The sequence below is a fragment of the Microbacterium sp. PAMC21962 genome (genome assembly GCF_019443465.1).
Taxonomy (GTDB): domain Bacteria; phylum Actinomycetota; class Actinomycetes; order Actinomycetales; family Microbacteriaceae; genus Microbacterium; species Microbacterium hominis.
In genome coordinates this window covers 2,331,264-2,352,066 of record NZ_CP080381.1, presented here as the reverse complement: position 1 = coordinate 2,352,066, position 20,803 = coordinate 2,331,264, and the positions used below count along the sequence as shown (strand labels likewise).

At 73.3% G+C, this 20,803-nt stretch carries 16 protein-coding genes; 7 read left to right on the top strand and 9 right to left on the bottom strand.

What is annotated here, in order from left to right; translation table 11 throughout:
• Positions 1-30 precede the first annotated feature (30 nt).
• On the bottom strand, positions 31-1,257 hold the full coding sequence (locus KY498_RS11265; protein WP_223848780.1) for an MFS transporter: 1,227 nt from the start codon (positions 1,255-1,257) through the stop codon (positions 31-33).
• A gap of 82 nt (positions 1,258-1,339) precedes the next feature.
• On the opposite strand from KY498_RS11265, the gene KY498_RS11260 reads away from it, so the two are divergent.
• Positions 1,340-2,215, top strand: coding sequence for a LysR family transcriptional regulator (locus KY498_RS11260; protein ID WP_101305272.1), 876 nt, complete (start codon positions 1,340-1,342; stop codon positions 2,213-2,215).
• A gap of 167 nt (positions 2,216-2,382) precedes the next feature.
• The gene (locus KY498_RS11255) at positions 2,383-5,280 is read left to right on the top strand and encodes an aminotransferase class III-fold pyridoxal phosphate-dependent enzyme (RefSeq protein WP_191009347.1); all 2,898 of its coding nucleotides are present in this window, start codon (positions 2,383-2,385) and stop codon (positions 5,278-5,280) included.
• Positions 5,281-5,286: 6 nt separating this feature from the next.
• Here KY498_RS11255 and KY498_RS11250 read toward each other — a convergent pair whose 3' ends face one another.
• A complete protein-coding gene (locus tag KY498_RS11250; RefSeq protein ID WP_191009802.1) occupies positions 5,287-6,243 on the bottom strand; it encodes a ribokinase in 957 nt (318 codons plus the stop codon).
• A gap of 69 nt (positions 6,244-6,312) precedes the next feature.
• Between KY498_RS11250 and KY498_RS11245 the strand changes: the two genes are divergently transcribed.
• Positions 6,313-8,442, top strand: coding sequence for an HAD-IA family hydrolase (locus KY498_RS11245; protein WP_191009348.1), 2,130 nt, complete (start codon positions 6,313-6,315; stop codon positions 8,440-8,442).
• Between the two features lie 142 nt (positions 8,443-8,584).
• Here the strand turns inward: KY498_RS11245 and KY498_RS11240 are convergent, their stop codons facing one another.
• Positions 8,585-9,505, bottom strand: a complete 921-nt coding sequence (locus KY498_RS11240; protein ID WP_061782508.1) for a DUF808 domain-containing protein — start codon at positions 9,503-9,505, stop codon at positions 8,585-8,587.
• 142 nt (positions 9,506-9,647) lie between these two features.
• Here KY498_RS11240 and KY498_RS11235 point away from each other — a divergent pair, with 142 nt between their 5' ends.
• From KY498_RS11235 to KY498_RS11225, 3 genes are read left to right on the top strand one after another with little or no spacing between them, the layout of a single operon-like run.
• Entirely contained in the window at positions 9,648-11,165 is a 1,518-nt protein-coding gene (locus tag KY498_RS11235; protein ID WP_060960517.1) for an MATE family efflux transporter, read from the top strand.
• Positions 11,162-11,464: a DUF427 domain-containing protein gene (locus KY498_RS11230; protein WP_060960516.1), complete on the top strand. Its 303-nt coding sequence runs from the start codon at positions 11,162-11,164 to the stop codon at positions 11,462-11,464. Before KY498_RS11235 ends, KY498_RS11230 begins: the two co-directional genes overlap by 4 nt.
• Positions 11,465-11,503: 39 nt before the next feature.
• Positions 11,504-12,310, top strand: coding sequence for an alpha/beta fold hydrolase (locus tag KY498_RS11225; RefSeq protein ID WP_060960515.1), 807 nt, complete (start codon positions 11,504-11,506; stop codon positions 12,308-12,310).
• Between the two features lie 112 nt (positions 12,311-12,422).
• On the opposite strand, the gene sufU is transcribed toward KY498_RS11225, so the two are convergent.
• The 3 genes from sufU to KY498_RS11210 form a co-directional block, all read right to left on the bottom strand.
• Entirely contained in the window at positions 12,423-12,884 is a 462-nt protein-coding gene (gene sufU, locus KY498_RS11220; RefSeq protein ID WP_060960514.1) for a Fe-S cluster assembly sulfur transfer protein SufU, read from the bottom strand.
• Between the two features lies 1 nt (position 12,885).
• Complete coding sequence (locus KY498_RS11215; RefSeq protein WP_191009349.1) at positions 12,886-14,157, bottom strand: SufS family cysteine desulfurase; 1,272 nt, start codon at positions 14,155-14,157, stop codon at positions 12,886-12,888.
• A 63-nt stretch (positions 14,158-14,220) separates the two neighbouring features.
• Positions 14,221-16,272, bottom strand: coding sequence for an APC family permease (locus KY498_RS11210; RefSeq protein ID WP_060960512.1), 2,052 nt, complete (start codon positions 16,270-16,272; stop codon positions 14,221-14,223).
• A gap of 72 nt (positions 16,273-16,344) precedes the next feature.
• On the opposite strand from KY498_RS11210, the gene KY498_RS11205 reads away from it, so the two are divergent.
• Positions 16,345-17,460, top strand: a complete 1,116-nt coding sequence (locus KY498_RS11205; RefSeq protein WP_101305278.1) for a VanZ family protein — start codon at positions 16,345-16,347, stop codon at positions 17,458-17,460.
• A gap of 46 nt (positions 17,461-17,506) precedes the next feature.
• Here KY498_RS11205 and KY498_RS11200 read toward each other — a convergent pair whose 3' ends face one another.
• The 3 genes from KY498_RS11200 to KY498_RS11190 all read right to left on the bottom strand — a co-directional run bounded on the left by KY498_RS11200 (position 17,507) and on the right by KY498_RS11190 (position 20,802).
• Positions 17,507-18,190, bottom strand: a complete 684-nt coding sequence (locus tag KY498_RS11200; RefSeq protein ID WP_223848781.1) for a hypothetical protein — start codon at positions 18,188-18,190, stop codon at positions 17,507-17,509.
• Between the two features lie 215 nt (positions 18,191-18,405).
• Positions 18,406-19,629 (bottom strand): amidohydrolase, encoded by a 1,224-nt coding sequence (locus tag KY498_RS11195; protein ID WP_191009350.1) that lies wholly within the window; start codon positions 19,627-19,629, stop codon positions 18,406-18,408.
• A 168-nt stretch (positions 19,630-19,797) separates the two neighbouring features.
• The gene (locus KY498_RS11190) at positions 19,798-20,802 is read right to left on the bottom strand and encodes a LacI family DNA-binding transcriptional regulator (protein ID WP_191009351.1); all 1,005 of its coding nucleotides are present in this window, start codon (positions 20,800-20,802) and stop codon (positions 19,798-19,800) included.
• Between the last annotated feature and the right edge of the window lies 1 nt (position 20,803).

Here is a 20,803-nt window from a genome sequence, read left to right as displayed (position 1 = left end):
CACGCGGTGCGCGCGGGAGCGCCGGCACGCTCAGCCGGCGCGGCGCAGACGGAGCCCGAGGAAGAGCACCGCGGATGCCGCGGTCAGCGCCGCGGCGAGCACGATCACCGCGGTCCAGCCGGCGCCGGCGAACAGGTGGGTCGAGGCCGTCCCCGCCACGGTGCTGCCCAGGTAGTAGGTGAGCAGGTAGGCGCTCGAGGCGCGCGACGTGCTGCGCCCGGTCGCCTGGGCGCGGGCGACGACCCAGCCGCTGAGCACCGAGTGCGTGCCCAGGAACGCCGCGGTCAGCAGCCCGAGTCCCGCGAACACAGCGACGACGTCCGGCCAGACGAGCAGGCCGATCGCGCCGAGGGTGGCGGCGGCGCCGAGCAGCGATGTCAGCGCGCGACCGCGGCGGCGCGAGATCCGGTGGAACAGGCCCGGCGCGAGGATGCCCAGGGGGTAGGCGAGGTAGACGAACACCTCCGCCGCTCCGAGCGAGAAGGGCGGCCCGTCGAGGCGGAACGGCACGGCGTTATACAGCCCGACGAACGTCGCCATCGCGAGCGCACCGGCGGCGCACACCGCCAGGATGACGGGGTCGCGCAGGGAGGCCACCGTGCCGCCGAGCAGGTCGCCGAGTCGGAGGGGGAGGGGCGCCGCGCCGTCGCGGGGCAGTGCGATCCACACCAGGGCGCCGACGACGACGCTCACGCCGCCGAGCACGATGCTCACCGTCTGCCAGCCTCCGAGGGCCGCGAGCGGCAGCGGAGCGAGCCGCCCGACGGCCCCGCCGACCGCGGTGCCGGAGATGTACAGCGCGTTCGCGCGCCCGTGCGCGTCGTCGCGCACGGCGTCGCGGAGGTAGGCGAGTGCGACGGCGGGCAGGACGGCCAGGGCGACGCCGCCGGCGGCGCGCAGGGCGAGGAAGAGCTCCCAGGTGGGCGCGACGGCGCAGGCGACGGACAGGACTCCGGCGAGCACGAGCGAGCCGCTCATCGCGGTGACGCGCCCGATGCGGTCGGAGAGCGGGCCCGACAGCAGCAGTCCCAGCAGCATGGCCGCGGTCGTGGCGGAGATCGCGAGCCCGGACGCTCCGGCATCCACCCGGAACGACGCCGCGATCGCGGGCAGCAGCGGCTGCGGGAAGTAGATGATCGCGAAGTTCGCGAGGCCGCCGGCGGCCAGCAGGCCGACGACCCGGCGGTAGGAGGGCGTGCCGGCGGCCAGGCGCGCGATCGAGCCGGTGGGGGTGCGGTCGAGCACGCTGGCGGCCATGGGCTCCATCGTGATCCGCCGGTGTCGTGTCTGGAAATGATCTGACGCGCCCGTGTGATGCGTCTGGCGCATAATGAGGCGCATGGACGAGCAGGCACTGCGGATCTTCCTCTCCCTCGCCGAGACGCAGAACACCCGCGACACCGCGGCCGAGCTGCGCGTGAACCAGTCGAACGTCTCGCGCGCCCTCGCCCGCCTGGAGGCGCAGGTGGGGATGCCGCTGTTCGCGCGGCACGGCAAGCGTCTCGAGCTGAACGCCGGCGGCCTCGCCTTCCGCGCCGACGCGGCCGGTGTGCTCGACGCCTTCGATGCGGCCCGCCGCCACGCCGAGCTCATCGCGGAGGAGGGGCGGCTGCTGCGCGTCGGCTTCCTGCATTCGGTCGCGCGGTGGATGGTGCCCGACGTCGTGCAGCGCTTCCGCGCGCTCCGGCCCGACGTACGCGTCTCGCTGCGGCAGGGCTTCGCCCGCGATCTCTACGGCTGGCTCGCGCTCGATGCGATCGACGTCGCGCTGAGCACCGCGCCGATCGCGCCGTCCGCAGCGTCCGACGACATCGGCTGGCTCGCCCTCGCCGAGGAGCCGTTGTGCATCGCCGTCCCGGCGGGGCACCCGCTCGCGGCGGCCGACGGGGTCGAGGTCGGCGACCTCGCCGGTCGCGACTTCATCGGCTTCTCGCGCATCGCCGAGCTGCGCGCGGTGGTCACCGGCATCCTCGACGAGGCGGGCGTCGCCGTGAACGTGACCTTCGAGAGCAGCGAGATCGACACGATGCGCAGCCTGGTCGCCGGCGGTCTGGGCGTCTCGATCCTCCCGCGCACCCCGGGTCGCGACGATCCGGGGGTCGTCTACCTGCCCCTCCGGCCGCGCCGCGTGCGGGCGCTGGGCATCGCGTGGAGCCCGACGGCGCAGGGCGCCCCCTACGCGACCGAGCTGGTGGCGGCGCTCGCGGCTCCGTAGCCACCCGGCCCGACCCGCGAGCCCCGCGCGGCGGACCGACTGACCGACGACGGGCGACGATCCGGACACACGGACGCGGCGGCATCCGCCAGAATCGTGGTGCCCGGCCGTCGCGCGATGGCCGGGCACCCGTTTCGACCCGCCCTCATCCGAAGGACGTGCTCCCGATGACCGAGAACTGGTTGCTGGCCCGACCCGACGTCGACCTCGACGAGGTGCGGGCGCTCGCTCGTCGCGAGTACGGCGTCGACGGCGAGCTGACCGAGCTGGGCAGTCAGCAGGATCGCAACTTCCTGGTGCGCGGCGCCGACGGCGCGGGTCTGCTCGTCAAGATCTTCCACCCCACCGTCGACGCGGCCGCGGTCGCGCTGCACATCGCCGCATCGGACCGCCTGCGCGCCCAGGGGCTCCTCACGCCCGAGGTGCTCACGACGGCAGACGCCGCCCGCACGACGCAGATCGTCTGCGCCGACGGGCAGATCGCCCGCGTGGCCGGGTTCCAGATCGTCGACGGCCGGCCGCTGTCCGACGTCACCGACGCCGATGGGGCCCAGGCCGAGGAGCTCGGCGCGCTGGTCGCGGAGGTCACCACCGCGTTCGCGGGGCTGGATGCCGACGACACCGACCGCAATCTGCAATGGGAGCTGGGCAACGCGCTCGCCGTCGTCGAACAGCTCATCGACGACCTGCCGGAGGATCGGCGCGAGCAGTGCCTCACCGCGGCCCGGCGTGCGGCGGCCGAGCTGGACCGTGTCGCGGCGGACCTCCCGCGTCAGGTGATCCACGGCGACCTGACGGCCGACAACGTCATGCGCGACCGCCGCGGGCGGCACTGGGTGATCGACCTCGGCGACGTCGCGACGTCGTGGCGGGCCGCCGAGCTCGCGATGCTGCTCGCCGACCTCATGGGCCGCACCGACGACCTCGCGATCGTCGGCCGGGCCGTCGCCGGCTTCGATGCGCACGCGCACCTCGCCGACGCCGAGCTCGAGGCCCTCTGGCCCCTCGTCGTGCTGCGCGGTGCCGTGCTCGCCGTCAGCGGGTGGAGCCAGCTGCGCATCGACCCGGGCAACGACTACGCGCGTGAGCGGGTCGAGCACGAGTGGCAGGTGTTCGCGCGGACGGCGCGCGTGCCGTCGTCCGAGGTGACGGCGCAGCTGCGTCTCGCGGCCGGGCGGCCGCACCGCCGGGGCGTCGCCTACCGGCCCGTGCTGGCGCGGGGGGATGCCGCGGCCACCGTGGATCTCGGCATCCGGAGTCCGCTTCTCGACCGGGGGCGCTGGACCGTGCCCGGCATCGAGCAGGAGCTCGTGAGGGAGGCGCTGAACGATGCGCCGATCGCCGTGCTCCGCTACGGCGAGAGCCGGCTGAGCCGCGTGTCGACGGACACCACGCGGCCCGCGGCGACGCGGGCGCGCTGCGTCGAGCTGTGGACGCGCCCGGGCGCCGCGGTCGCCGCGCCCTTCCGCGGCTTCACGCAGGTCGACGTGGGCGCCGGGGCGGTGGAGCTCCACGACGCGGGCGTCGTCCTGCGGATCGAGGGGGTCGACCTCGCCGCCGAGGTCGCGGCGGGCGAGGCGGTGGATGCCGGGGCCGTGCTCGGCCGTGTCGCCGAGGCCGAGCCGGGCCTCGGGCGTCTGCGCATCACCCGCCGCCTGCGCGACGCCGCACCGGCCGCCCCGTTCGTCGACGCCGACGGGGAGGACCAGACGCCGGGCGCCGCGGATCCGTCGCCGATCCTCGGCGTGCCGCGGGTGGCCGACCCGGTGGCTGCGACCCGCCGCGCCCGACGGGTGCGGGAGGAGGCGATCGGCGCCGCCGCGGAACGGTTCTACGCCGAGCCGCCGCAGATCGAGCGCGGCTGGGGCGCGCTGCTTGTCGACACGCAGGGCCGCGCGTACGTCGACCTCGTCAACAACGTCTCGGCCATCGGTCACGCCCACCCCGAGTTCGCCGACCGTGTCGCCCGTCAGCTGAACCTGCTCAACACCAACTCGCGCTTCCTCTACGACGCGTTCGCGGAGTTCGCCGCGCGGCTCGTCGCCCATGCCCCCGACCCGTCGCTCGACACGGTGATCCCCGTCAACAGCGGCTCGGAGGCGGTCGATCTGGCCCTCACCCTCGCCCGCGTCGCGACCGGTCGGCGCGATGTCATCGCGGTGCGCGAGAGCTATCACGGGTGGACGAGCGCCGCCGACGCCGTCAGCACGTCGGCGTTCGACAATCCGCACGCCGCCGACTCGCGACCCGCCTGGGTGCACCTCGTCGACGCCCCGAACGCCTACCGGGGCCGCCACCGCGGGCCGGATGCCGGGGCCGCCTACGCGCGCGAGGTCGCCGACCTCGCGCGCTCCCTGGCCGCGGAGGGCCGCCCCGCGGGTGCGTTCATCTGCGAGCCGGTGCTCGGCAACGCCGGCGGCGTCATCCCGCCCCGCGGCTATCTGACCGCCGTCGCCGACGCCGTGCGGGCCCACGGCGGTCTGGTCGTCGCCGACGAGGTGCAGGTCGGCTACGGGCGCCTGGGCGACGCGTTCTGGGGGAGCACGTTGCAGGGGCTCGTCCCCGACATCGTCGCGGTGGCCAAGGCTGCCGGCAACGCCTACCCGCTGGGAGCCGTCCTCACCCGCCGCGAGATCGTCGACGCGCTCGCGTGGGAGGGGACCTTCTTCTCGTCGGCCGGCGGCACCCCCGTCAGCGCCGTCGCGGGATCGGCGATCCTCGACATCATCGACGCGGAGGGGCTGCAGGACAACGCGCGCCGGGTCGGCCGCGTGATCGCCGACGGGGCCCGCGCGCTGGCGGAGCGGCATCCGCTCATCGGCGCGGTGCACGGCACGGGCCTGTACCTCGGCATCGAGCTGGTCCGCGACCGCGACACCCTCGAGCCGGCCCGCGCGGAGGCCGCGCGCGTCTGCGACCTGCTGCGCGAGCACGGTTTCATCGTGCAGCCGGCGTCGGAGCGGCAGAATGTGCTGAAGGTCAAGCCGCCGCTGGTGCTGACCGAGCCCGACGCGCGTCGGTTCCTCGCCGCCCTCGACGCCGTCTTGAGCACGCTCGGCGACTGAGCGCGCTCAGCCCCGCAGGACCGCGACGATCTCGTCGCGGGTGGGCATGCCCGCCGCGGCGCCGGGGCGGGTCACGGCGAGGGATGCCGCGGCACTCGCCGCCGCGAGGGCGTCCGTCAGCTCGGCGCCGTCGGCGAGCCACGCGACGAGCACTCCCGCGAACGTGTCGCCGGCGCCGGTGGTGTCGACGGCGTGCACGGCGCGGGCGGCGACGGGCGCGAGGAGGGTGCCGCCCCGGGCGACGATCGCCCCGGCCGCACCCCGCGTGACGACGGCGATGCCGCTGCCGTCGCCGCCCGCGGCGTGGGCGCTGAGCGCCCGGGCCGCCGCCTCGGGGTCGTCGCCCGTCGCCCCCTTGGGGTCCAGTGCCCGCAGCAGCACGGCGGCCTCGCCGTCGTTCGGGACGACGATGTCGGCGAGCGGAACGAGCTCGGCGGCCGCGGGCACGGCGGGCGCCGGGGTGAGCACCGTCCGCACACCGGCAGTGCGCGCGAGCTCCAGAGCCGCGCGCATGAGCGTCAGCGGGCGCTCCAGCTGTACGAGGAGGAACGCCGCTCCCGCGATGGCGCGCCGGTCGGTGTCGGTGAGGGCGTCGTCGGCGTTCGCCCCCGGGACCACCACGATCGCGTTCTCGCCGTCGTCGGTCACGCTGATGGCGGCGACCCCGGTGGACCCGGCCGCCGCGGGCGCGGTCACGGTGCGGATGCCGTCGGCATCCACACCCGCCGCGCGCAACGCCTCGACGAGCCGGTGGCCGAACGCGTCGTCGCCGACGCACCCGAGGAACGCGACGGTGTCCGCGGACCCGGCGGCCCGCGCCGCGGCGATCGCCTGGTTGAGCCCCTTGCCGCCGGGCCCCGTGGCGAACGACGTGCCCGCGAGCGTCTCGCCCGGCCGCGCGAGACGCGGCTGTCGCACGACGAGGTCCATGTTGGCGCTGCCGAGGACGACGATCCGGCTCATCCTCAGACTCTACGGGGAGCGCCCCGCGCGGCGGCCGGCCCGTCCGGGGCGGCTCGTAGAGTGGGGGAGATGACTTCCTCGCCGCAGTCCCATCGCCCCCTCTCGTCCCGGCCGCTTCCGCGTCGTACCCCTGTCGAGCTCGGCATCCCCGAGGCCGCAGTGCTGGCGCTCGCGGAGAGGCTCGCGGCCGAGGGCCTCGACCCGCACGCGCTTCTCGTCGCCCGCCACGGAGAGGTCGCGTTCGAGACCGCGTGGGCTCCGTACCGGTTGGAGCGGCCGGCGCTCGTGTACTCGGCATCCAAGACCTACACGTCCCTCGCGATCGGCTTCCTCGCCGACGAGGGCCGGCTGCGACTGGACGACTCGGCCGGCATCGCCGTGGGCGAGGACAACCCGCACGGCATCACGGTGCGCCATCTGCTCACGATGAACACCGGGCACTCCGCGGAGCAGATCGACCGGATCGGCGCGGACCCGCTCGTGCTTCTCCGGGAGGCTCCGGCGTTCGCGCCCGGCACGCACTTCGCGTACAACTCCCCGGCCACGCACACGCTCTCCGCGATCGTCACGGCCTTCACCGGCGAGCCGCTCACGACCTACCTGCGCCCGCGGCTGCTCGACCCGCTCGGCATCGGGGAGCGCTGGATGACGCCGTACGGAGGCATCGAGCACGGCGCCTCCGGCTTCCACCTCACGGTGGACGACCTCGCGCGGACCGCGATCATGCTGGGCGCGGGCGGCGTCTTCGACGGCGTGCAGGTCGCACCCGCCTGGTACGTCGAGGAGCTGTCGCGCCCCTGGTCGGAGACGGCCGCGTTCGACGGTCCGGTGGCCGCCGACGGCGAGGTCAACGACTGGGCGGTCGGCTACGGCTACCAGGTGTGGCGCGGCCGTCACGGGTTCCGGCTGGACGGCGCCGCGGGGCAGTTCGGTCTCGTCCTTCCCGAGCACGACCTCGTCATCGCCTACCAGGGCGCCACGCTCGACACCCAGGCGACGCTGCGCGCGTTCTGGGCGTTCGTCGCGGCCGTCGAGGTCGCGGATGCGGCGGGCGGGGCGGATGCCGCGACCCCCGCTGCCGGGGCGGGCGCAGGCGCGCCGGCCATGACCGCCCCTGCCGTGACCGGCGGTGCCGCCCCGGCCGTGACCGCCCCTGCCGTGCCGCGCGATGCGTGGACCGCGCGTGACCGGCTCGCGGTCAGCGCCGAGCCGTTCGCCTCCGCGGGGCTCGTCCTCGACGACACGGCGGACGGGTGGAGCCTGGTGCTGCCCGACGTCGGCACGCTTCCCGTCGCCCCCTTCTGGCAGGAGGTCGCGGTCGAGGGCCCGGCCCCCGACGGCGCCCCCGGCGCCACCCACCTGCGCCTGGCCACCCGCGGGGAGCGCCGCGACGACGGCAGCGTCCTCGTGCACGTCGTCGACACGACCTCCCCCCACCGCGCCATCGTCCGCCGTGCCGCCTCCGGCGCCGTTGACGCCGGCTGGCACGTGCCGCCCCTCGGGGGAGGTTGGGAGGTGCTGCGCGTCCCGGCATCCGTCCCCCGCATCGACACCTCGGCATCGGCCGTGCTGCTCGACATGGACGGTACCCTCGTCGACTCGCACGCCGTCGTCGAACGGCTGTGGACGCAGTGGTCGCTCGATCACGGCGTCGACCCGGCGCGGACCCTGTCGATCATCCACGGCCGCCAGGGGCAGGACTCGATGGCGCTCCTGCTGCCGGATCGCCCGCACGAGGTCAACCTCGCCGAGAACGCCGCGCTGCTCGCCCTCGAGACGGCCCAGACCGACGGGGTCGTCGCGATCCCCGGCGCGGCCGCCCTGCTGGCCGCGCTCGCCGCGGCCGACCTGCCCTACGCCCTCGTCACCTCGGCGACCACGGAGCTCGCGACCGCGCGCATGCGGGCGGCCGGGCTGCCGCTGCCGCCCGTCGTCATCGCCGCCGCCGACGTGAGCCGCAGCAAGCCCGACCCGGAGGGATTCCTCGCTGGCGCGGCCGCGCTCGGGGTGGATGCCGCGCGCTGCATCGTGGTCGAGGACTCCGCCAACGGCATCGCCGCCGGACTCGCCGCCGGCATGCGCGTGATCGGCGTCGGTCCGCACGCCGCCGAGGCGGCGCCCACGTGGACGGTCGCGGACGCCCGCGGCATCCACGTCACCCGCCCCGACGGCGCGGACCCTCTCATCACGCTCGACTGACGCCGCCCGCCGCCCCGCCGCGCCCCCTCCCCCTCACGCGAGAAACCACATCCGCCCCGAGAAACCACGGCGCCGACGGTTTCTCGGGGCGGATGTGGTTTCTCGGCCGCAGGGCGCCCCGCTCGGCCGCGGGGTGTCGCCGTCAGTCGGTCTCGCCGTGCGGGGCGCGGTGGCCCTCGCTGAAGCTGAGGTTCTTGCCGAAGGCCTTGCCGATGATCAGCGCGATGCCGACGATCACGAGACCCACGGCCAGGCCCGCGACGGCCGACACGAAGGTGTCGCCGACCCAGACCACCACGGGCCCGAGGGGTTCGAGCGCGTGCTCGACCGCGTGGAGCAGTTCCACCGGCGCGTGCCAGCCGACCTCGCCGAGGTTCGCGAGCACCAGGTGGCCACCGACCCAGAGCATCGCGACGGTGCCGACGATCGAGATGACGCGGAAGACGCCCGGCATCGACCGCACCACCCGCATGCCGGTGTGGCGCACGCGCGCCGACGAGCTCTTGGCCATCTTCAGGCCGATGTCGTCGATCTTGACCAGCAGTGCGACGGCCCCGTAGACCAGCGCGGTCATGGCGAGCGCGATGACGGCGAGCACGGCGAGGCGCAGCCAGAAGTCGAGCTCCGGGTCGACGTTCGACAGGCCGATGAGCATGATCTCGGTCGACAGGATCAGGTCGGTGCGGATCGCGCCTCTGACCAGGCGCTTCTCGTCGCGCCCGCCCTCGTCGTCGTGACCGCCGTGGTGGAAGCCGAACCACTCGAGCACCTTCTCGGCGCCCTCGAAGCAGAGGTACGCACCCCCGACGATGAGCAGCCACGGCAGCACCCACGGGGCGAAGGCGGTGAGCACCATCGCGATCGGGATGATGATGAGGAACTTGTTCGCGAGCGATCCCAGGGCGATCCGCCCCACCACCGGCAGCTCGCGCGCGGGCGACAGCCCCTGCACGTACTGCGGGGTCACGGCGGCGTCGTCGATCACGACCCCCGCCGACTTCGCCGACGCCTTGAGCGCCGCGCTGAGGATGTCATCGACGACGGCGAGCAGACCCACGGACATGCCAGCAACAGTACCGGCCGCGCACGACCCGGCTCGCGGATGCCGGGGCTTGCATCCTCCGAATCGATTCGATAGCCTGAGACCCGGCGCTCCCCTCCGGAGCGCCTTTCGCCGTTTCCGCCCCCGTCTCGAACCCGGTCGTATGTCACGTTCTCTCACCACCGGTAGCCCCTGGCGCGTCATCCTCGCCTTCGCGGTGCCCCTGCTCATCGGCAACGTCGTGCAGCAGCTCTACCAGTTCGCCGATGCCATCGTCGTCGGCCGTCACCTCGGCGTCGACGCCCTCGCCGCCGTCGGCGCGACGGGAAGCCTGCTGTTCCTGCTGCTCGGCTTCGCGTGGGGCCTCACGAGCGGGTTCGCCATTCCGACGGCGCAGGCGTTCGGCGCGCGCGACCTCGGCGCGGTGCGACGCTCGGTGGCGGCGGGGACCGTCCTCACCGCCCTCACGACGCTCGTGCTGACCGTGGCGGCGCCCTTGCTAGCCGGCCCCGCGCTGCACCTGCTGCAGACCCCGCCCGAGCTGATGGAGCAGGCGACCGTGTTCGCCCAGATCAGCTTCCTCGGCGCCGGTGCCATCATGGGCTTCAACTATCTGTCGGCGATCATCCGGGCCATCGGCGACTCGCGCACCCCGCTCGTGTTCCTCACGATCGCGTGCGCCCTCAACGTCGCCCTCGTGATCGTCATGGTCGGCCCGCTGGAGCTCGGCGTCGGAGGCGCCGCGCTGGCGACCGTCGTCTCCCAGGCGCTGTCGGTGCTGCTGTGCCTCGAGTACGTGCGGCGCCGGCTGCCGGTGCTGCACATGCGTCGCCTCGACTGGCGGGTGACCCGCGCCGATCTCACCGAGCACCTCCGCCTCGGCCTGCCGATGGGCTTCCAGGCCTCGATCATCGCGATCGGCACCCTCACGGTGCAGGTGGCGCTCAACACCCTCGGCGCCGATGCCGTCGCCGCCTACACGACAGCGTCGCGCGTGGACGGCCTGGCCGTCGCGCTCCTGCAGTCGCTCGGGCTCGCGGCATCCATGTACGCCGCACAGAACCTCGGTGCGCGCCGTCCCGACCGCATCCGCCGCGGCGTCGTGCAGGCCGTGTGGATGGCGCTGATCGCCGCCGTCGTCCTCGGGGCGCTGCTGATCGCCTTCGGTGCGCCGCTCGTGCGTCTGTTCGTCGGCGACGGCAGCGACACGGTCGTGCAGCTCGCCGCGCTCATGCTGCTCATCAACGGCGCCAGCTACACCGCGCTGGGTGTGCTGTTCATCCTGCGCGGCACGCTGCAGGGCCTCGGCAGCACGATCATCCCGACCGTCACGGGTCTCGTCGAGCTCGTCATGCGCGTCGGCGCCGCCGTCGTGCTCGGCCACCTCTTCGGCTTCGTCGGCGTGGTGTGGAGCAATCCGCTCGCCTGGATCGGCGCCGCGGTCATCCTGATCCCCGCCTACGTCCGCGCCCATCGCGCCCTCGAGCGGATGCCGGTCGACCCCGACGAGCCGACCCTCACGACCCCGATCGCCGTCATCGGTCCCACCGACGGGTCGATGGTGGTGGATGCCGTGGTCACCCAGCCCATCCCGCTGCCGCAGCAGCCGGCCGCCGACCTCGTTGCGGCACGGCCCCGGCGGTGGAAGGGTGGGACCCGAGCGAAGCGGAGGACGCGATGAAGGCAGTTCTGGGCGATGCGACGGTGGCCGAGGCCGACCGCGACGATCTCATCTCGATCGAGGGCAACTGGTACTTCCCGCCGTCGAGCGTGAACTGGGATCTCCTGGAGGAGAGTCCCACTCCCTACACGTGCCCGTGGAAGGGCGAGTGCCAGTACTACTCGGTGCGCGGCGCCGACGGCCTGCTCGCCGACCGGGCCTGGGCGTATCCGCACCCGTACGAGAGCGGCATCGCCCGGGTCGGCAAGGACTTCTCGGGCTACGTCGCGTTCTGGAAGGAGGTGCGCGTCGAGGACTGACGCGCACCGCAGCGTCGCGGCGACCGCAGAGGCGGCAGGATGGATACCGTGACCGCTCCCCTTCAGAACCTCACGCAGATGCCCGACCCGCAGTACCTCATGGTCGGCGACGGCTACCGCATCGCGACGTACTCGTGGGGCGACGAGGACGCGCCGACCGTCGTGGTCGTGCACGGGTTCGCCTCGAGCACGAAGGACAACTGGGTCGCGACCGGGTGGGTGCGCGACCTGACCGCCGCCGGCTACCGGGTGCTCGCGCTCGACCAGCGCGGTCACGGCGCGAGCGACAAGCCGCATGAGCCGAGCGCCTACGACATCCGCCAGCTCGCCGGCGACGTCGAGACGATGCTCGACACCTACCTCGTCGACGAGGCGTCCTACGTCGGCTACTCGCTGGGGGCGCGGGTGGGGTGGGAGGTCGTGCAGGACATCGCCCCGCGCATCCCGCGGGCCGTCCTCGGCGGGGTCCCCGACGGCATCCCGCTCGCGCGCCTCGACCTCGCCCAGGTGCGCGCCCTCATCGCCGACGGTACCCCGGTGACCGATCGCGTCACGCAGAACTACATCGCGCTCACCGAGCGGGTGCCGGGCAACGACCTGCGCGCGCTGCTGGCGATCGCGGAGGGCATGCGGTCCTCCAAGACCGTCGACCCCGACCCCGCGCACGCGCCGCAGCAGCCGGTGATGTTCGCCACCGGATCGCTCGACGGCATCATCGAGGGCTCGAAGGCGCTCGCCGCGGCGTGCCCGCAGGGCCGCTTCGTCGAGATCCCCGACCGCCACCACTTCAACGCCCCCGGCTCGCGCGTCTTCCGCGCCGCCGCCCTGGATTTCCTGGCCGAGTGACCCCGCCGCCATCCGCCGCCGAGCCGCCACGCCGTGTGCGACCCGCCATGCCGCGGGCGGGCCGACGCGTAGCGGCTCGGCCGCGGCGTAGCGGCTCGGCAAGAAGAGAGGGTCAGGCCTTGGCGATCGCGTCCTCGAGGGCGACCCAGGCGAGCATCGCGCACTTGACGCGCGCGGAGAACTTCGACACCCCCGACAGGGCGGCGGCGTCGCCGTAGACCTCCTCGTCGAGCTCGATCGTGCCGCGCGAGCGCAGCGCCTCGCGGAACCCCTCGACGAGCTGCAGCGCCTCGGCGCGGGTCAGGCCCTCCTCGGCGACGAGGTCGGCCAGCATCGAGGCCGACGCCTGCGAGATGGAGCAGCCGCGACCCTCCCACTGCACGTCGGCGATCGTCTCGCCGTCCACGCGGGCGCGGAGGGTGATCTCATCGCCGCAGACGGGGTTCTTCTGGTACGAGGTGCCGATCGTGCCGGCGACGGCGGGCGCATCGCCCTCATCGGCCAGGCCGAAGTGCTGCGGATGCTTGGAGTGATCGAGGATCAGCTCGCGGTAGAGGGCGTCGAGATCGCTCATGTCAGACTCCGAAGTAGGGGCGGATGCCGCCGACGGCCTCGATCAGGCGGTCGACGTCGTCGGTCGTGTTGTACAGCGCCGTGCTCGCGCGCACGCTCGCGGTGACGCCGTAACGGCTGTGCAGGGGCGCGGCGCAGTGATGGCCGACCCGGACGGCGATGCCGAGCGCGTCGAGATACTGCCCGGCGTCGTGCGCGTGCACGCCGTCGACGTCGAACGCCCACAACCCCACGCGCTCCACCCCCGCGGCGTCGCCGAGCAGGCGGATGCCGGGGATCTCCACGAGCCCCGCGCGCATGCGCTCCGCGAGCATGCTCTCGTGGGCATGTATCCGTTCCAGGCCGATGCCGTCGAGGTAGCGCACGGCCGCGGCCAGCCCGATCGCCGGCCCGACGGGCTGCGTGCCCGCCTCGAAGCGCTGCGGCGGCGGCAGGTACTCGGCCCGGTCGAGCGTGACCGTCGTGATCATCGACCCGCCCGTCAGGAACGGCGGCAGCGCCTCGAGCACCGGCGTGCGTCCGTACAGACCGCCGACGCCGTAGGGCCCCAGCATCTTGTGACCGCTGAAGACCGCGAGGTCCACGCCGAGCGCCGGCAGGTCGAGGGGAAGGTGCGGGGCCGACTGGCAGGCATCCATCACCGTGATCGCGTCCACCGCACGGGCGAGGGCGATCAGCTCGGCCACGGGGTTCACGATGCCGAGCACGTTCGACACGTGCGTGAAGGCGACGACGCGGGTGCGCTCGCCGATGAGGGCTGCCGCGGCCTCCAGATCGAGGGTGCCGTCGTCGTGGGCCGGGATGTGGCGGAGCACCGCGCCGGTGCGGGCGGCGAGCTCCTGCCAGGGGATGAGGTTCGCGTGGTGCTCGACGGCGGTCGTGACGATCTCGTCGCCGGGGCGGATCAGTCCCGCATTCCCGATCGAGTATGCGACGAGGTTGAGGCCCATGGTCGCCCCGCTCGTCCACACGAGCTGCTCCGGCTGCGCGCCGACGAAGCCCGCCACGGTCGCCCGGGCGTCCTCGAAGAGCTCGGTCGCCTCGGCGGCCAGCGTGTGGGCACCGCGGTGCACGGCGGCGTTCGCGTGCGTGAGGAAGTCGCGCTCCGCGTCGAGCACGGCCAGCGGCTTCTGGCTGGTGGCGGCGGAGTCGAGGTAGGCGAGGGGATGCCCGTTCACCTGCTCGCCGAGGATCGGGAAGTCCCTCTTGATCGCGGAGGCGTCGAGGGCCGCCACGGGTGCGGCGGAAACGGGGGACGCGGTCGCGGAAGTCACCCCTCTAGGCTACGCCCCGGCACAGCGCACGGCTCCGGAGCGCGGCCCGGCCTCGGCCGCCGCTCAGTGGTCGTCGTCCGTGTGGGCGACGAGTCCGTACGAGGTGATGCGCCCGGCGCGGTCGTCGCCCGGCAGCGGCCGCGAACGGCGCCCGTAGATGAGCTCCGACGAGTCCAGCAGCCAGGGCACGAGGGTGATCTGCACGCCGTGCACGAGCATGAGCTGCTGCGCGATGCGGCGCGCCCGCCGGTTGTGGAGGAAGGTCTCCCACCAGTGGCCGACGATGTACTGCGGCAGGTAGACGGTGATCACCGACGGGCCGTGCTTCTTGCGGTACTGCTCGATGAACTGCGCGAGCGGCGCCGCGTACTGCCGGTAGGGCGACTCGATCACCAGGAGCGGGATCGGCATCCGGTGGAACTGCCACTCGTCCTGCACGTCACGCGCCTCCTCGGCGGTGACGGCGACATGCACCGCGAGCGTCTTCTCGTGCTTGGCCGACAGTGCGTAGTCGACGGCCTTCGCCGTGGGCTTCTGCAGCTTGCCCACGAGCACGATCGCGACGTCACCGGTCGAGCCGTAGTGCACGTCGTCGTCCATGGCGATCTCGTGCTCGACGTCGCGGTAGTACCGGTGCACGCCGATCATCAGGAAGGACAGCAGCGGGATCGCGATGAAGACGAGGTAGGCGCCGTGCGTGAACTTGGTGATCGTGACGATCACCAGCACGACGATCGTGAACGTCGCGCCCAGCGAGTTGATCAACAGGCCCGACACGGCCTCGCGGCGGGGCTTGACCGCCTTGGGCGAGAGGAGACGCAGCTCCCGGCGCCAGTGCTTCACCATGCCGAGCTGGCCCAGCGAGAACGACACGAACACGCCGATGATGTACAGCTGGATCAGCGTCGTCAGCTTCGCCTGGAAGATCACGAGCACGAGCACGGCGGCCAGTCCGAGCACGATCATCCCGTTGGAGTAGACCAGTCGGTCGCCGCGCGTGTTGAGCGCCTTGGGCGCGTAGCCGTCACGGGCGAGTACCGAGCCGAGCAGCGGGAAGCCGTTGAACGCCGTGTTCGCGGCGAGCAGCAGCACGGCCGCCGTGGCCGCCTGCACGACGTAGAACAGGATGCTGCCGCCGCCGAAGGTGGCCGCGGCCACCTGCGCCATGAGGCTGGGCTGCACGAGCGCCTGGCAGTTGAAGCCGATGAGACGGCAGGGGTCCTCGGAGTAGTGGACCCCGGCGACGAGCGCAAGGATCGTGAGGCCCGCGAACATGGTGATCGCGATCGAGCCCATCAGCACCAGCGTCGTCTGCGCGTTGCGGATCTTCGGCTGGCGGAAGGCGGGTACGCCGTTGGACACCGCCTCGACGCCGGTGAGGGCGGAGCAGCCGCTGGAGAACGCGCGCAGCACCAGGAGGATGAGGGCGGCCTGACTCAGATCCTCCGCCTGCACCGCGAACTGGGCGCTCTCGGCGATGGGCGCATCCCCCAGCATCCACCGCACGAGGCCGGTGCCGATCATGAGCATGACCGACCCGATGAACAGGTAGGTGGGGATCGCGAACGCCGTCGAGGCCTCGCGGACGCCGCGGAGGTTGACGAGGATGATCAGGATCACGAAGCCGACGGCCAGCTCCACCCGCCACGGATCGAGGTTCGGCAGGGCCGAGATGATGTTGTCGACGCCCGAGGCCACCGACACGGCGACCGTGAGGATGTAGTCGACCAGCAGCGCGGCCGCCACCACGACGCCCGCCTTCTCGCCCAGGTTGGTGCGGGCGACCTCGTAGTCGCCGCCGCCGGAGGGGTAGGCCTTGATGAGCTGCCGGTAGCTGAGGACGACGACGATCAGCAGCGCCACGACGGCCGTCGCCACCCACGGGCTGAGCGCGAGGAAGGCCGTCCCGCCGATGAGGAGGATCATCAGCAGCTCCTGCGGGGCGTACGCCACCGAGGACAGGGCGTCGGAGGCGAAGATGGGCAGCGCCATCTTCTTGGGGAGCAGCTGTCCCTCGAGCTCTTCGCTCGTCAGCGGCTCGCCGATCAGGATGCGCTTGGCGATCGGCGTCTCTTCGCCGGGGCCGCGACTGTCGTCTGTCACGGCGGGCGACATTACGCGGTCGCGCGACGCCGCGCAATCCCGGCGTGCGTGAGAATCCGCGCGCGCGGCTGAGAGGATCGGAGCATGGGGAATGAGGTCTACTCCGGTGCGGTCGCGATCGGCATCGGATTCGTCGTCGGGATCGTGCTGTTCGTGCCGTTCGTGGCGCTCAGCTACCGCCGTCGCGGGCGTCTCACCGTCGGCCGCTTCGCGCTGTGGGCGGCCGCCCTCGTCTACTTCTGGGCCATCTGGACGTATACGCTCCTTCCCCTTCCCGACGCCGAGGTGTACGCCTGCGCCGGGGTCAACCTCGATGTCTGGGCGTTCGTCGACGACCTGCGCGGTGCGCGGAGCCTCACCGACTTCGCCGTCCTCCAGCTCGCGCTGAACGTGCTGCTGTTCGCGCCGCTCGGCTTCTTCCTCCGGGTGCTCGGCGGCCGCGGCATCCTCGTGGCCTTCGTCACGGGCGCCCTCGTGTCGTTGACGATCGAGACCACGCAACTGACCGGCGTGTGGGGGCTGTACCCGTGCGCGTACCGCGTGTTCGACGTCGACGACCTGCTGACCAACACGGTCGGCGCCGTGGTCGGCTCGCTGGTCGGCTTCCTCGTGCCCCGACGCCTGTGGGGCAGCCGGGTGGCGGATGCCGGGTCGCGTCCGCATCCGGTCACGCGGGGGCGGCGACTGCTCGCGATGTTCTGCGACCTGCTGGGAAGCGGCCTCGTCGCCTATGGGTCGGCGATCGCGGTCCAGGTGTTCCTGGAGTACGTCGTGCGCGATCACGCCGCCGTGCTCGACGGCGCCGCGGGCCGCTTCGTCATGACGGCGTCGCCGATCGCGGTCTGGGCCGTCGTGGTGCTCGCGACGGGCCGCACACCCGGTGATCTCGCCGTCGAGCTGCGCTACCGGGGCGGGCCGTTGCCGGCGCCGGTGTCACGGCCGCTGCGCTTCCTGACCGGGATCGGCGGGTACCTCCTGCTCGGGCTGCTGCCCGCGCCCTGGTCGATCGCCCAGTTCGTGTTCGTCGTGGCATCCGTGGTGCTCGTGTTCACCACGCGCGGCGGGCGCGGCCTGCCGGGACTGCTGACCGGCCAGCAGCTCGTCGACGCACGCGAGAGCGGTCGGGCCGGAGAGACGGTCGCGGCGACCGCGCCGGAGGGCTCCTCCGCGGAGGCGGGGCACGGCGCTCCGCAGTCGTGAATGCGGGACGGGACGACCGGACCGGCGGCCGCCCCGTCGGCGGGGGCTACTGCGGCGCGTAGAAGTACAGGATCGTCCCGATGGGGCCGTCCGCGCCGTCGGTGTCGGCGAAGACACTGTACGACGGCACGCCGTTCTTGAACGAGGACCGCTGCGGGTCGAACCCGAAACGGATGCTGCCGGACGCGCGCGCCGTCTCGCTCGCCGGCGGCGGCGTCAGCGCCCGCACCTGGTCCGCGGTCATGCCGATCTTCAGGCCGAACTCCGCCGTGATCGCGACCCCGTTGACCTCGTTCGCGGTGAACAGCGCGTAGGCGGGCTGCGAGAAGCTCTCGCGCGTGAGCGCCGCGGTCGGCACCATCTCGAACAGCGAGAAGCCGCTCCACGAGTACACCGTGTAGTCCGGCAGGGTCGAGCCGTCGCCGGCCTGCGTCCGCTGGGTGGGGGCGGCTCCGAAGGCCGTCGTCAGCGCGGCGATCGCGGCCGTGGGATCGTCCGCCCACCGGTAGGTGAGCGGGGCCCCGGAGCTCGTCTGCAGCGTGAAGCCGGTGGCCGACAGCGTGAGCCCCAGGGCGGTCGCGTCGGTCGGGCTGGGTGTCGGCGTCGGGGTGGATGCCGGGACCGACGCCGCCGCGGACGAATCGGCGGGCGCGGGACCCGCGGGCTGCGCCGAGTCGGACGGGCGGGTGAGGGCGAAGCCGAGCACCGCCACCACGGCGACGGCCAGCACGCCCGCGACGATGCCGAGGACGAGCGTGCCGCGCGATCGGCCGTCACTCGGATCGCGCGGTTCGCGCGGCGGTTTCGGCTCGCGCGGAGGGCGGGGTTCGCGCGGCGGGCGGGGCTCGCGCGGGGGTTTCGGTTCGCGCGGGGGCTTCGGTTCGCGCCCCGCCGGTGACGGTCGTTCCGGCTCGTCCGGCTGAGGGCCGAAGAGGTCTTCGAGGCTCATCCGAGGAACTCCCGGGCGGCGACGACGAGCGCGTCCACCCCGCGCTCGATGGTGGGGTGCAGCAGCGGCGCGAAGAACGGCGAGTGGTTGGTGGGGATGTCCTCGTTGACGGTGCCGCGGGCCACGGCATCCGCGAACTGCTGGGGGTCGAGCCCGCCCCAGAACCAGTACACGAGCGGCACGTCCGCTTCGCGGGCGAACCACGAGACGTCCTCGCTGCCGGTGAACATGCCGGGGTCGACGACCGTGCCCTCGCCGAAGGCGCGGTCCCAGGCGGCGGTCAGGCGCGCGGTGGCCTCGTGGTCGTTGATCGTCGGCGGGAGCGAGTGGTCGGTCGTGATGACCGGCTCCTGCTCCGCTCCGGATGCCGCGGCCTCCGCCCGCACGATGCGCTCCACCCGTGCCAGCACGTCGGCGCGTGCCTCATCGTCGGGGTAGCGCAGGCTCAGCTCGAGCTTCGCCTCGGCAGGGATGATGTTGTTCTTCAGGCCGGCGTGGATCGAGCCGACGGTGACGACGGCCATCTCCCGCGGATCGATCTCGCGCGACACGATGGTCTGCAGGCGCATGACGGTCGCCGCCGCCATGACGACCGGGTCGATCGTGGCGTGGGGGCGCGATCCGTGACCGCCGCGTCCGAGGAGGCGCACCGTCAGGCCGTCGGAGGCGGCCATCTGCGTTCCCGGGCGCACGCCGATGGTGCCCGCGGGCAGCGGCGTGAGGTGCTGGCCGAGCACGATGTCGGGCTTCGGGAAGCGGTCGAGCACGCCGTCGGCGATCATCGCCTGCGCCCCGGCGCCGTACTCCTCCGCGGGCTGGAACACGGCGACGACCGTTCCCGACCACTCGTCGCGCGTCGCGGCGAGCCGCTCCAGCGCCCCCAGCAGCGCGGTCACGTGCATGTCGTGTCCGCACGCGTGCATGACCGGCACCTCGGTGCCCGCCGGGTCGACGCCGCGGGCCGTGCTCGCGTACGCGAGTCCGGTCTGCTCGGCGACGGGCAGGCCGTCCATGTCGGCGCGCAGCCACACGACCGGGCCCTCGCCCGCGCCGGTGCCGGTGATGCTCGTCGCGACGCCGGTCGTGCCCAGGCCCTCGACGTAGTCGAGCCCGAGCGCCGTCAGCTCGCGCGTGATGACGCCCGCGGTGCGGGTCTCCTGGAAGGACAGTTCCGGGTGGCGGTGCAGGTCGATGTAGAGGGCTTCGAGGTCGATGCTCATGCCATCGAGAGTACGCGGCGTCGCGTTGCGGCATGCCCATGCCGTATTCAGTCTGGGCGGACGCGGCATCCGGCACGGCCCGCGTCGTTCCGCGGCACGGGCGCCGAGCGGCCGCGGCGGAGACTGAATACGGAACAGGGAACACGGCGCGCCCGCCGGCCGGGCCGGTCAGCGCGGCGGCGCGGTGGAACCCCGGGCGACGAGCTCGAAGGGCAGGGATGCCGAGGGCATCGGCACCCCGTCGACGCCGAGGGCCGCGAGAACCGCCTGACCGGCCCGCTCGCCCTGGGCATGCGGGAACTGCGCGATCGTGGTCAGGTCGAACAGGCTCCCCAGCTCGTGCCCGTCGACGCCGATGACCGAGAGCCGGCCGGGCAGCTCGATGCCCAGCTCGCGGGCCGCGGAGAGGACGCCGTACGCCATCTCGTCGGACGCGGCGAAGATCGCCGTGGGCGCGTCGGGGCCCGCGAGGAGATCGCGCGCGACGCGCCGCGCGCCGTCGACGGTGAAGTCGGCCGCGACGAAACGGGGCGCCGTGACCCCGGCATCCGTCATCGCCTGCGCGAACCCGCGACGCCGCCGGGTGGGGATGTCGAGCGTCTCGCCCGCATCGTCGGGCAGGCTCCAGCCGAGGTGCACGATGTCGCGGTGCCCGAGTTCGAGCAGGTGTTCCGTGGCGAGCCGGCCCACGGCCGTGTCGTCGACCCGCAGCCCGTTCAGCTCGGCGTGCGGCACGCCGAGCCCCACGACCGGCACGGGCAGATCGTCGAGCTGGCGCAGTTCGTCGGCGCTCAGCTCCACCGACAGCACGATCAGGCCGTCGACGCGCCGCCGCCGCAGCGACGTCTCGAACAGGTTGCGCCGCTGGGCGGGGTCGTCGGTGAGGTTGTAGAGCGTCATGTCGTAGCCGCGGGGCGCGAGCTGCGCGGCGATGCCGTCGAGCACCGTCGCGAAGAACCAGCGATCCAGCAACGGCACGATCACGCCGATGTTCTCGGCGCGACCCGAGGCGAGCGTGGATGCCGCGGCCGACACGACATACCCGAGATCAGCGGCCGCGGCCCGCACGCGTGCGCGGGTCGCCTCGGACAGCCGGCCCCGGCCGCTGAGGGCGCGCGACACCGTCGCCGTGGAGACGCCGGCGGCGTGCGCGACCTCCTCGATGCCGGTCATG